8 protein-coding genes, 2 tRNA genes and 1 pseudogene are annotated in these 12,553 nt (G+C 75.6%); all 11 read right to left on the bottom strand.

Annotated features, from left to right (window positions below; translation table 11 throughout):
• Nucleotides 1–523 precede the first annotated feature (523 nt).
• Nucleotides 524–1,933, bottom strand: a pseudogene (locus ACN20G_RS18040) (ComEC/Rec2 family competence protein); the annotation flags it as partial.
• Between the two features lie 764 nt (nt 1,934–2,697).
• The gene (locus ACN20G_RS18035; RefSeq protein ID WP_424213817.1) at nt 2,698–3,552 is read right to left on the bottom strand and encodes a helix-hairpin-helix domain-containing protein; all 855 of its coding nucleotides are present in this window, start codon (nt 3,550–3,552) and stop codon (nt 2,698–2,700) included.
• Nucleotides 3,553–3,774: 222 nt separating this feature from the next.
• A complete protein-coding gene (locus ACN20G_RS18030) occupies nt 3,775–4,620 on the bottom strand; it encodes a DegV family protein (RefSeq protein WP_424213816.1) in 846 nt (281 codons plus the stop codon).
• Between the two features lie 81 nt (nt 4,621–4,701).
• A complete protein-coding gene (locus tag ACN20G_RS18025) occupies nt 4,702–5,457 on the bottom strand; it encodes a hypothetical protein (protein ID WP_424213815.1) in 756 nt (251 codons plus the stop codon).
• Between the two features lie 227 nt (nt 5,458–5,684).
• Complete coding sequence (gene leuS, locus ACN20G_RS18020; RefSeq protein WP_424213814.1) at nt 5,685–8,570, bottom strand: leucine--tRNA ligase; 2,886 nt, start codon at nt 8,568–8,570, stop codon at nt 5,685–5,687.
• A gap of 255 nt (nt 8,571–8,825) precedes the next feature.
• Nucleotides 8,826–8,898 (bottom strand) — tRNA-Ala (locus ACN20G_RS18015).
• 235 nt (nt 8,899–9,133) lie between these two features.
• Nucleotides 9,134–9,367 (bottom strand): hypothetical protein, encoded by a 234-nt coding sequence (locus ACN20G_RS18010; protein ID WP_266577344.1) that lies wholly within the window; start codon nt 9,365–9,367, stop codon nt 9,134–9,136.
• Between the two features lie 142 nt (nt 9,368–9,509).
• Nucleotides 9,510–9,582: transfer RNA gene (locus ACN20G_RS18005), tRNA-Ala, on the bottom strand.
• Nucleotides 9,583–9,754: 172 nt separating this feature from the next.
• Nucleotides 9,755–10,411 carry a histidine phosphatase family protein gene (locus ACN20G_RS18000; protein WP_424215562.1) on the bottom strand — a complete coding sequence of 219 codons (657 nt, stop codon included), beginning with the start codon at nt 10,409–10,411 and terminating at the stop codon, nt 9,755–9,757.
• Nucleotides 10,408–10,863 (bottom strand): ribosome silencing factor, encoded by a 456-nt coding sequence (rsfS, locus tag ACN20G_RS17995; protein WP_424213813.1) that lies wholly within the window; start codon nt 10,861–10,863, stop codon nt 10,408–10,410. The genes ACN20G_RS18000 and rsfS overlap by 4 nt, the downstream gene beginning before the upstream one ends.
• Before the next feature lie 108 nt (nt 10,864–10,971).
• The gene (locus ACN20G_RS17990; protein ID WP_424213812.1) at nt 10,972–12,534 is read right to left on the bottom strand and encodes a LytR C-terminal domain-containing protein; all 1,563 of its coding nucleotides are present in this window, start codon (nt 12,532–12,534) and stop codon (nt 10,972–10,974) included.
• Nucleotides 12,535–12,553 lie beyond the last annotated feature (19 nt).

Genomic DNA, 12,553 nt, shown 5'->3' with positions numbered 1-12,553 from the left:
ATCGAACGTGAATCCGTGTGGCGAGAAGGCATTCGATCATGGCGGACGGGTGGTCGCAAACCCGTACACACCCCCCGCGCGACCGTGTGGTCACGGGGCCGGACACCCTCGCCGAAGTCCGCCGGGCCCTCGGGCCCGCCGCACCTGACGGACGCCCGCGAGGCCGCGGACGCTCCCCCCGATTCTCCCCCACCCCCGGCCCCCTCCCGCGCCGCCCGCCGGGCCGGCGCCGCGCCGTGACCGCCACCCGCAGATCGGCGCCCGCCCCGGAGACGATCACCGTGCCGTCCCGGTCGGTGCGGGCCACCGCCCCGCCGGCCGCGCCCAGGGCCCGCACGGTCCGGGGCGCCGGGTGCCCGTACGGATTGCCCTCGCCCACCGGGACCACCGCGAGCCGGGGCCGCAGCGCCGCGAGCAGCTCCGGGTCCTGCCGGCCCGAGCCGTGGTGCGCGACCTTCAACACGTCCACCCGCTCCCAGTGCCCGACCCGCCGCGACAGTTCGCGCTGCGCGACCGGTTCCAGGTCCGCCGCCAGCAGCAGCCGCAGCCCACCGGAGCGGACCAGCAGCACGACCCCGGCGTCGTTGGGCCCCCCGGCCAGGGCCGCGTCCCGCGCCGTGGGCCACAGCACCTCCCACTCCAGCTCCCCGATCCGCCGTCGTTCCCCCGCCGTCACCACCGCCACCGGCACCCCGGCCGCCCCCGCCGTCCGCCGCACCAGCGCCACCTGCGCGGGCGGGTCGGGGCGCGGCGACACCTGCACGAGCCCCACCTCCCGGCCTCGCAGCACCCCGGCGAGCCCGGCGACGTGGTCGGCGTGGAAGTGCGTGAGCAGCACGAGTGGCACCCGGGTCACGCCGAGGGCCCGCAGGCACCCGTCCACCGGGCCCGGTTCGGGCCCCGCGTCCACGACCACCGCCGTGTCCGCCGCGACCCGCAGCACCCCGGCGTCCCCCTGCCCGACCGCGCACTGCGCGTACCGCCAGTCCGGCGGTGGGCCCGAGGCCCCCAGGGGCCCGAACCCGGTGAACGGCCCGGTCGGGAACGGCCGCACCACGAACAGCGCGAAGGCCACGACCAGCGCCCCGGCCGCCGCCCGGGTCCGCCGGCGGGTCCGCAGACACCGGCGGGCCGCGACCACCAGCAGCGCCACGAGCGCGACCGCCGCCACCGCCCCCGCCGGCCCCCGCGCCCACTCCACGTGCGCCCCGGGCTGCGCGGCCCCGACCCGGGCCACGGTCGCGATCCACCGCGCGGGCCACCCCGCCAGCCACGCGGAGCCCTCGGCGAGCCCGGGGAGGGCGGGGGCCAGGAGCAGGGCCGCGAACCCGAACACGGTGGCCGGTCCGACGGCCGGTTCGACGAGCAGGTTGCACAGCGCCCCCACCACCCCGAGCCGCCCGTTCAGGGCCGCGCTCACCGGGGTGCACACGGCCTGCGCGGCGCAGGCGGCGGCGAGCGCGCCCGCGACCCGCTCCGGCACCCCCCGCGCGCGCAGGGCTGCGGCCCAGCGGGGCGCCAGCACGATCAGGGAACCCGTCGCCAGGACCGAGAACAGGAACCCGATCGAGCGGGCCAGCCACGGATCCCACAGCACCAGGGCGAGCACGGTCGCGGCGAGCGCCGGCAACAGCGACCGACGCAGACCGGTGGCCAGCGCGAGCAGCGCCAGCCCGCCGAAGGCCGCGGCCCGCACCACACTCGGATCGGGCCGGCAGACCACCACGAACCCGAGCACCAGCACGCCCCCGACGAGCGCGGTCCCCCGCAGCGACAGCCCGACGAGGGGCGCGAGCCCGCCGCGTTCGGCCCGCGCGGACACCCCCACCGGCCCCAGCAGCAGGGCCAGCACGAGGGTCAGGTTCGAACCCGAGACGGCCACCAGGTGCCCGAGGTCCGTGGCCCGGAAGGCCGCGTCGAGATCATCCGGCACTCCCGAGGTGTCACCGACCACGAGCCCCGGCAACAACGCGGCCGCGTCCCCGCCCAAGGGCTCCGCCGCCCGCCGCAGCCCGGCCCGCAGCCGTCCGGCGAACGCCTGGGCGCGACTCGGCGGTCCGATCCGCTCCGGCGGCCCCTTCCCCGCCACGCGCAGCACGGCCACGGCCCGCTCCCCGGGCCGCCCCGGCTCCGTCAACCGCCCCACCGCCCGCACCCGCGTGCTCGGCAGCGGACTCCCCCATCCCTCCCCGCGCGCCACCACCGACACCGGCACCCGCAACCCCGCGACCCGCCCCGCGCCCGGGACCGGGCCCAGGGCCGTCAGCTCGGCCGGCACCCACCAGCCCCCGAACTCCCCCCGCCCGCGCCGGGGATCCCCCGTGACGGTCAGCTCCACCTCCACCCGCGCCTCGCGACGCACCGCGTCGAGCACCGCGGGCGCCCGTTCACCGGCCCGTACGAGCCCCGCCCCGGCCGCGCCGACGGCCGCGCACAGACAGACCGCCGCCGCCCCCACCCACACCGAGGCCCCGCCCCGCGCCCGTCCGCCCGCGCCCGAGCCCCGGCGGCCCGCGCCGGCCGCCCCCGCCGCACAGCCGAGCAGCACCGCCACGAGGACCCCCGTCGCAGACCCGGACCACCCCAGCGCCAGGGCGGTCGCCCCCCATGTGGCGAGCGCGGGCCCGAGCAACCGCCGATCGGCGACCGACGCAGGCGGCTGCGAGGGCGGCACGGCCGGGGCCGCGCGCGGGGTGCTCACGGCCGGACCAGCTCTCGGAGTTCGGCGTACCGCCGGTCGCCGATGCCCTGGACCCCGCGCAGTTCGGAGACGGAGCGGAATCCGCCGTGGGCCGTGCGGAAGGCCACGATGTGCCCGGCGAGGACCGGCCCGACGCCGGGCAGCGCGTCGAGCTGTTCCACGGTGGCCGTGGCCAGGCTCAGGGGTGGGCCCGGGGCCGTCGCGGACCCCGGCCCGGGGGCGGGCGAGCCGGCGGCGGGACCCGGAACGGGGCCGGGCACCCCGACGAGGAGGTGTTCGCCGTCGAGGAGGACGCGGGCGCGGTTGAGGTTCGTGGTGTCCGTGCCGGGGCGGACCCCGCCGGCGGCGGCGAGGGCGTCGGCGACGCGGGAGCCCGCCGGCAACCGGCGCACCCCGGGGGCCAGGACCCGTCCCCCGACGTCCACGACCACCGGCGGCGCGGCGGGGCCGGCCGTGGAGCGAACCGGCCCGGACCCGGTCCCGGGCCCGGCGGTCCCGGTCCCGGACCCGGACGCACGGCGCGGGCCCTCCCGTTCGGGGGGTTCGGCGGCCGTGAGGAGGGCCGGCGGGGCCACCGGCAGGGTGCCCCCCGCCCCGCTCCACGTGTGCCGGGCCGACCAGCCGACGGCGACGGCCAGCAGCACGGCGACCGCGCCGACCGTGCGGGGCCGCCAGGCGTGCCCCCGGACCCAGGGCGGCACCCGCTCGCCCACCGCCAGCCTCAACCGGCGCCGTACCGTCAACCACGCCCGGTCCGCCGCCGCGGTGGGACCCCGTGCGCCGTGCCCCGCCGGCGGGAGGGGCGCGTGGACGACGTGGGCCGCGCTGTGGTCACTCTCGGTGATGTTCATGCGGGGACCGTACGGTCCCCGGCCGACGCCCCGCCGAGCCCCGCCCCGGCCTGTGGAAAACCCCGCCCACCGAGCCCCTCACCGACCCCCGCCGACCGCCCGCACCAGAATCCCGGCCCGACCGCCCCTCCGGACGAAACCGCAGCTCACAACGGAGGACACCAGAGCCTCAGCGACGCCGTCCGCGCCCCCGACACCCCTTCGTACGATCTTCGACAATCGTCAACGCGGGGAGACGACCACCGCGAGCAGACCCGGCCCCGTGTGCGCGCCGATCACCGCGCCCACCTCGCTCACGTGCAGTTCTCCCAGGCCCCCGATCCGCTCCCGCAGCCGGTCCGCCAGCGCCTGGGCCCGCTCCGGCGCCGCGAGGTGGTGCACCGCCACGTCCACCTCCTGGAGCCCGGCCCGCTCCACGGCCAGCTCCTCCAGCCGCGCGATGGCCCGCGAGGCCGTGCGGACCTTCTCCAGCATCTCGATCCGCCCGCCCTCCAGCGTGAGCAGCGGTTTCACCGCGAGCGCCGAGCCGAGCAGGGCCTGCGCCGTGCCGATCCGGCCGCCCCGACGCAGGTAGTCGAGGGTGTCCACGTAGAAGAACGCCGAGACCCCCGCCGCCCGCTTCTGCGCGGCCGCCGTGATCTCGTCCAGGCTGCCGCCCGCGTCGGCGGTCTCGGCGGCCGTCAGGGCGCAGAAGCCGAGCGCCATGGCCACCATGCCCGTGTCCACCACCCGCACCGGCACGGGCGCGTCGCGGGCGGCGACCAGGGCCGCGTCGTGGGTGCCGGAGATCTCCGCCGACAGGTGCAGGCTGACGATGCCCTCCGCGCCGGCCTCGGCGGCCTCCCGGTAGACCCGGGCGAACTCCTCGGGGCTCGGGCGGGAGGTGGTGACCGCGCGGCGCTTGCGCAGGGCCTCCGCCAGATGGCGGGCCGAGATCTCGGTGCCCTCCTCCAGCGCCTCGTCGCCCAGGACCACGGTCAGGGGGACGGCGACGATCCCGTGCCGGGCCGAGGCGTCCGGGGGCAGGTAGGCCGTGGAGTCGGTGACGATCGCGACATGGCGGGACATGAGCCGGAGGTTACCCGCAAGGTGACCTCCGGGTCAGCCGGCGGCGCACCGCCCACCCTCCCGGGCGGCTCGCGGGATCGCTCAGGTGGTGGTCTCGGGGCGCACCGCGCGCTGCCAGGGGTAGGCGGGCGCGGGCGCCGCCGGGTCGATGGCCGGGGTGCGGCGCTGCTCGCGGGCCTTCGCGAAGCGTTCGGCCGGGCCCGGCCGGGTCGGCTCGGGGCGGGCCTGCTCGGGCGCCGGGGTCGCGGCGCCGGCCTCGGCCTCGCTGCGCGCCAGTCGTTCGTCGAGGCTCTCGCGGGACCAGTCGCGCAGGGCGCCGGACTCCACGCGGATCTCCGCCGACAGCGAGTCGAGGTCGTCGGCCGCGAACCGCACCGCGCGGTCCCGGGCGGCCCAGCGCAGCGCGTCCGCGTTCTCGGTGACGGTGCGGACCCGCTCCCGGAGCTGCGGCAGGGCCGCGCCCGCGCGGGCCTTGTCGGGTTCGCGTTCCAGGCGGCGCAGGGTGTCGTCGAGTTCGAGCCCGTGGGCGCTGAGGCGTTCGAAGAGCACGAGGGACTCGCGCAGCGAGGCGTCCGTGCGGGAGCCCTCCTGGAGGGCCTCCTGGGTGGCGCGCATCGACTGGCGCAGGCCGAGCCGCAGCTGCGCGAGTTCGCCGGCGACCCCGGGTTGTCCGAGGCTGCGGGCCTTGAGCGTGGTGTCCTCCACCGCGCGCCGGGTCTGTGTGACCGTGCGTTCGACGCCGCGCTTGGCCGCGCCGACGGCCTTGACCGTCGCGTACGCCCCCAGCGCCACGATGGCCAGCGCGATCACCGCGAGGATGATCAAGAGCACCTCCATCAGCCGTGACTCCCTCCACCCGCGCGGAACACGCGTCGTCGCTTCGCTTCCCGTCCCTTCCACCGTAAACGTCGGGGAGCCGTCACGGGTTCCAGATCGTCCCCCAAGATGCCCGTACGGGGAAACCCCGAGACGCCCCGCCCGGACCCCGCACGCGCCGGGGCCCCGGCCGTCGCTCCCCTCGCGCGGAGGGGGACGGCCGGGGCCCCGGCCCGGTCGGTCGACCGTCAGACGACGATGTTGACCAGCTTCGGCGCGCGCACGATCACCTTGCGGATCTCCGCGCCGCCCAGCGCCGCGATCACCGTCGCGTCGCCCGTGGCCAGCGCCTCCAGGTCGGCGTCCGAGATGTCGGGCGCGACCTCCAGACGGGCCTTGACCTTGCCCTTGACCTGCACGACGCAGGTGACGGTCTCGTCCACCACGTAGCGCGGGTCGGCGACCGGGAACTCGCCGTGCACGACGGAGTCGGTGTGGCCCAGGCGGTGCCACAGTTCCTCGGCGATGTGCGGGGCGAGCGGGGCGATCAGCAGCACCAGGGCCTCGGCGACCGAGCGCTCCAGCGGCCGGCCGGCCTTCGTCAGGTGGTTGTTCAGCTCGGTGATCTTGGCGATGGCGGTGTTGAACCGCAGCGCCGCCATGTCCCCGCCCGCGCCGTCGACGGCCTTGTGCAGGGCGCGCAGGGTGTCCTCGGCGGGCTCGGCGTCGACGACGGTGACCGCGCCGGTCTCCTCGTCGACGATGTTGCGCCACAGGCGCTGCAGCAGCCGGTACTGGCCGACCACGGCGCGCGTGTCCCACGGCCGCGACACGTCCAGCGGGCCCATCGCCATCTCGTACAGGCGCAGGGTGTCCGCGCCGTACTCCTCGCAGATGGTCTCGGGGGTGACGGCGTTCTTCAGGGACTTGCCCATCTTGCCCAGCTCGCGCTTGACGGGCTCGCCCTCGAAGAAGAACTTCCCGTCCCGCTCCTCCACCTCGGTGGCGGTGACGGGGAAGCCGCGCTCGTCGCGGTACACGTACGCCTGGATCATGCCCTGGTTGAAGAGCTTGTGGAACGGCTCGGCCGAGGACACGTGGCCCAGGTCGAACAGCACCTTCGACCAGAAGCGCGCGTACAGCAGGTGCAGCACCGCGTGCTCGGCGCCGCCCACGTACAGGTCGACGCCGCCGTGCGGCTGCCCCTCGCGCGGGCCCATCCAGTACTTCTCGATCTCCGGGTCGACCAGCGCCTCGGAGTTGTGCGGGTCCAGGTAGCGCAGCTCGTACCAGCAGGACCCGGCCCAGTTGGGCATGGTGTTGGTCTCGCGGCGGTAGCGGCGCACGCCGCGCCCGTCGCCGAGGTCCAGCTCCACGTGGACCCAGTCGCCCTTGCGGGACAGCGGGGTCTCGGGCTGGGAGTTCGCGTCGTCGGGCTCGAAGGTGCGCGGCGAGTAGTCCTCGACCTCGGGCAGCTCCAGCGGCAGCATCGACTCGGGCAGCGGGTGGGCGACGCCGTCCTCGTCGTAGACGATCGGGAAGGGCTCGCCCCAGTACCGCTGGCGGCTGAACAGCCAGTCGCGCAGGCGGAAGTTGACGGTGCCCTCGCCGATGCCGCGCTCGGTCAGCCAGGTGGTGACGGCGGCCTTGGCCTCGGCGACGCCCAGGCCGTCCAGGCTCAGACCGGCGCCGGCCGAGTTGATCAGCCTGGCGTCGTGGGAGTTGAACGCGTCGTCCCAGGCGGCCGGGTCGGTGCCGCGCCCGTCGGTGGGCTCGACCACGCAGCGGATCGGCAGCTCGAAGGCGCGGGCGAAGGCGAAGTCGCGGGTGTCGTGGCCGGGGACGGCCATGATCGCGCCGGTGCCGTAGCCCATCAGCACGTAGTCGGCGACGAACACCGGGACGGGCTCGCCGCTGACCGGGTTGGTCGCGAACGCGCCGGTGAAGACGCCGGTCTTCTCCTTGGCGTCGGCCTGGCGCTCCACGTCGGACTTGGACGCGGCCTGCTTGCGGTACGCGGTCACGGCCTCGGCCGGGGTCGCGGCGCCGCCGGTCCACACCTCGCGGGTGCCCTCGGGCCAGGCGGCCGGGACGATCCGGTCGACCAGGTCGTGCTCGGGCGCGAGCACCATGTAGGTGGCGCCGAACAGGGTGTCGGGGCGGGTGGTGAAGACGGTGATCGCGGCCTGCTCGCCGGCGCCGGTGGCGACGGGGAAGTCGACGCGGGCGCCCTCGCTGCGGCCGATCCAGTTGCGCTGCTGGAGCTTGATGGCCTCGGGCCAGTCCAGCGCCTCCAGGTCGTCCAGCAGGCGGTCCGCGTACGCGGTGATCCGCATGTTCCACTGGCTCAGCTTGGCCTTGAAGACGGGGAAGTTGCCGCGCTCGGAGCGACCGTCGGCGGTGACCTCCTCGTTGGCCAGCACGGTGCCCAGGCCGGGGCACCAGTTGACGGGCGCGTCGGAGGAGTACGCCAGCCGGAACTCGTTGAGCACGTCGGCGCGCTCGCCGGCGGTCAGCTCGGCCCAGGCGCGGCCGCCGGGGACCTCACGGGTGCCGTTCTCGAAGGCGGCGACCAGCTCGGCGACGGGCCGGGCGCGCTTGGCGTCCTCGTCGTAGTACGAGTTGTAGATCTGCAGGAAGATCCACTGCGTCCACTTGTAGTACTCGGGGTCGATCGTCGCGAACGAGCGGCGCTTGTCGTGCCCCAGGCCCAGCCGGCGCAGCTGGGACTTCATGTTCTCGATGTTGGCCTCGGTGGAGACCCGCGGGTGGGTGCCGGTCTGCACGGCGTACTGCTCGGCGGGCAGGCCGAAGGCGTCGAAGCCGAGGGTGTGCAGCACGTTGTGCCCGGTCATCCGCTGGTGGCGGGCGAACACGTCGGTGGCGATGTAGCCGAGCGGGTGCCCGACGTGCAGGCCCGCGCCCGAGGGGTACGGGAACATGTCCATGATGAAGCGCTTGGGGCGCGCGACCAGCTCCGCGTCGCCCGCCAGGTCGCCGGTGGGGTTCGGGGCCTCGTACGTGCCCTCCGCGTCCCAGGCGTCCTGCCAGCGTGCCTCGATCCGGGCGGCCGCCTCGGCCGTGTAACGGTGCGCCGCGGCCGCCTCGGGGGCCGCGCTGTTCGTCTCGCTCATGTCCTTCGAAGCTCCATCGATCGTCTCTGCCGTCTTGTGCTGTGCCCCAAACGAAAAAACCCCTCGCACAGGAGGGGACGCCGCGCCGATGCCGACCCGTCGTGGGTCGGCGCTCCTCAGCGCGGCTCGGTAAGCAGAAGACGTACGGCACGCATGGCGCCAGGGTACCGCAGCGCGGTCGGCCGGCGCGGGTTCGTCCACGGGCCGGGAAACGAGGAAGCGGGCCATCTCTTGGGATGACCCGCTTCTCTTCTGTGGAGCTAAGGAGAATTGAACTCCTGACCTCCTGCATGCCATGCAGGCGCTCTACCAACTGAGCTATAGCCCCGTGTCCTGTTGTACTGCCGTGTCCTCCAGGCTTCCCGGCCGGTTTCCCTGTCCGGTTCCCCCTGGCGACATCGAGAACATTACACGGTCCGCGCCGAACTCCAAAAACGGGTTTCCGCCGGTGGCGGGCACGACGGAGCCCCGGCGCGGACGAGGGGTCCGGGGCCGGGGCTCGGGTGGTGCGGGGTCGCGGGCGTCGGGTGTCGGGGCGCGGGTTTCGCGGCGTCAGATCGCCTTCAGGCGCGGGCGAACTGGTAGAAGCGCTTGAGCGTGCAGTGCTCGTCGAGCAGGCGGCCGTAGATGGGCTCGCCCTCCAACTCCCGGTACGTCTCGATCGGGTCGCCTTTTATGATCAGCGCCCGCGCGCACTCCTCGCACCAGTACTGGTAGTCGGGATTGACCGGTTCCATGTCCCGAACGATCGGCGTGCCGTTGTCGCACCAGTCGCACCGCCGCCGGTGTGCACCCATCCCTCAGCGACTCCCTCCCGTTCGCGGGCCGTCGTCTCCCCCATCGGCCGTCCGATTCTGCCACGCCGGGACGGGTCGGGGCAGCGGGCCGAACGGCAAGGATCCCGCCCCCCTTGATCGGGGGACGGGATCCTTGTCACTGTGGAGCTAAGGAGAATTGAACTCCTGACCTCCTGCATGCCATGCAGGCGCTCTACCAACTGAGCTATAGCCCCTTGCCTCTCGTCCGCCGCGTTTCTTCCGTTTCCGGTGTTCTTCGCTGCGAACAAGAAGAACTCTAGCCTGACCTTCCCCGAAAAGTGAAATCCGGGTCCGCACCCCGTGTGAGCTGGGGGAACGGGGGTGCGTCGGCGCCGTGTGGGACGGCGCCGACGGACCGCTGGAAGCTCAGTCGTCGTCGCCGAGCACGGGCTCGGGCAGGGTGCCCGCGTTGTGCTCCAGCAGGCGCCAGCCGCGCGCGCCCTCGCCCAGCACGGACCAGCAGCAGTTGGAGAGCCCGCCGAGGCCCTCCCAGTGGTACGCGTCCAGGCCGAGCAGCCGGCCGATGGTGGTGCGGATGGTGCCGCCGTGGCTGACCACGACGAGGGTGCCGCCGTCGGGCAGGGCGTCGGCGTGCGCGAGGACCACGGGGGCCGCGCGGTCGGCGACCTCGGTCTCCAGTTCGCCGCCGCCTCGCCGCACGGCCTCGCCGCGCTTCCACGCGGCGTACTGCTCGCCGTACTTGTCGAGGATCTCGTCGTGCGTCAGCCCCTGCCACTCACCCGCGTAGGTCTCGCGCAGGGCGTCGCTGTGGGTGACGGACAGTCCGGTGACCGCGGCCAGTTCGGCGGCGGTGGCCGCCGCCCGCTTGAGGTCGGAGGCGATCACGGCGTCCGGCCGCAGGGCCGCGAGCAGTCGGGCCGCCCGACGGGCCTGGGCCACGCCGGTCTCGGTCAGCTCGATGTCCGTGGAGCCCTGGAAGCGGCGTTCCAGGTTCCACGAGGTCTGGCCGTGTCGCCACAGGACGATCCTGCGCCCCCGGGGGGCGTTCGCGCTCGTGCTCAGAATTCCTCACCGTCCCATTCGTCGTCCTCGCCCTCGGGCCGGGCGGCCTTGAGCGCGGCGTGCTCCTCGGCCTTGCCCTTGGTGAGCTTGGCGTCCTCGGGCAGGTCGATCTCGGGGCAGTCCTTCCACAGGCGCTCCAGCGCGTAGAACACGCGCTCCTCGCTGTGCTGGACGTGGACCACGATGTCGACGTAGTCGAGCAGGATCCAGCGGGCGTCGCGGTCCCCCTCGCGGCGGACCGGCTTGGCGCCGAGGTCCTTGAGCAGGCGCTCCTCGATCTCGTCCACGATCGACTTGACCTGACGGTCGTTGGGCGCCGAGGCGAGCAGGAAGGCGTCGGTGATCGACAGCACGTCGCTGACGTCGTACGCGATGATGTCGTGCGCGAGCCGGTCGGCCGCGGCCTGGGCGGCGGCGGTGATGAGCTCGATGGAGCGGTCCGTGGCGGTCACTGGCCATGCTTTCGGGTCGAGGGCAGATCCCTCCCAGGATCTCACGCGCCGCCGCGGCCGCCCGCGCGAACGCCCGGCCGGCTGGATCGCCGCAGGTCAGGCATGGTTTCACGGGGTGACGGGCGGGGTCGTGGCGGAGCCGGCGTCGCGTCCGAGGAGTACCGACACGTCCGTGTTCACGGTGGTGTCGGCCGGGCGCGGGGCCGGGGCCACCGCCGAATCGGGCAGTCCGAGCAGGGCGGCCACCTCCAGGGCGCGGGCGCGCCGGGCGGCGTCGGGGTAGTCGATCCGGGTGCGGGCGGCGGCGCGGGCCGGGGCGGCGGCCTCCACGAGGGTCCAGCCGCTGTTGCGCAGGGCGGCGCGGGCGGCGGCGTAGCCGGGGCCGCTCGCGCCGGTGGCGTCCACGAGGCCGATCCGGGGCACCGTGACGGCCCCGCCGGGGTCGCGGGCCGCGCCGCCGAGCAGCTCGCGCACGAGGGTGGGGCCGGTGTCGGCGGCGAGGGCCCCGCCGGCGCCGACGGGCAGCAGGGCGGTGGCGTAGGCGCCCCGGTCGGCGTGGGCGGCGAGCGCGGCGAGGGTGCCGGCCAGCGCCGTGTCGGTGAGGGCGGGGTCGGGGATCCGGCCGAGGGCGGTGACGAGCCGGCCCGCGGCGGCCGGGTCGGTGGGGGTCTCGGCGAGGACGGCGGCCAGGACGGCGCCGAAGCGGCGCAGGGCGGCCTCCTCGGGTTCCTCGGGTCCGCGCGCGGTGGCGTAGGCCGCGGCCATGGCGCCGGTCAGGGCGCGGGCCGGGCCGCGCGGCACGGCGGGGGTGCCGAGGGCCGGGTCGGCGGGGACGGCGGTGTCGGTGTCGAGGGTGATGCCGCCGAGCCGGTCGACGAGGGTCTCCAGGTAGGGGGTGTCGAGGCGCCAGGTGGCGTCGAGGCGGGTGCCCAGGAGGGTGTCGAGGGATTCGCGGGTGCCGCCGAGGCCGTCCTCGGCCACGGAGGCGCCCAGGCCCGTGGCCTGGCCGTCGCCCCGGTCGCCGGGGACGGCGAGGGAGTTGGGCAGCAGCAGGCAGGTGGCGCGGCGGGCGGTGACGTTGTCGACGAGGAGGGCGGTGGCGGTGCCGCCGCGTTTGGTGTCGTGCAGGTGGACCACGAGGGTGTGCCGGCGTTGCGGGCCCGCGTCGGCGGCGGGGGCGTCGGCGGCCGGGGCGAAGGGGGGCAGGCCGGCGGCCCACAGCCCGCCGGTCCCGGCGAGCAGGGCGAGGGCGAGCACGCCGGTCAGCAGCCGGGCGCGGGCGCGCAGTCGGCGGCGGGCCTCCTCGCGGCGTTCGGTGCGGCTCTCGGTGAAGCGGAGCCAGTCGATGACGTCGCCCGAGCCGGCGTCGGTGTCGGCCTGTTCGACGAACGCGAACTGTTCGGGGTGGTAGCGGGGGGCCTCGGGCGCGGGTTCGGCGGCGGCCTGGCGCGGGATCCCGGGCCCGGCCGTCGCGGGGTGCGGTGTCGGGGGTTGCGGGGGGCCGTATTCGTACGGGAGCCCCCCGTACGGCTGTTCGTACGGGGGGCTCGTGGGGGCCGGGACGAAGGGGCGGCCTTCGGGGGGCGGGGCCTGGGGGCCGGGCGGGGGCGCGGGCTCGGGGGCTCCGCTCCGCGGTCGGTGCGCTCCGCGGCGTGCGTCCCGTTCGGTCACCCTCATCGCCCCTCTCGGC

The organism is Streptomyces dryopteridis (genome assembly GCF_049606955.1).
GTDB lineage: Bacteria > Actinomycetota > Actinomycetes > Streptomycetales > Streptomycetaceae > Streptomyces.
The sequence above is the reverse complement of the archived record's forward strand: the minus strand, read 5'-3'. Positions and strand labels throughout refer to the sequence as shown.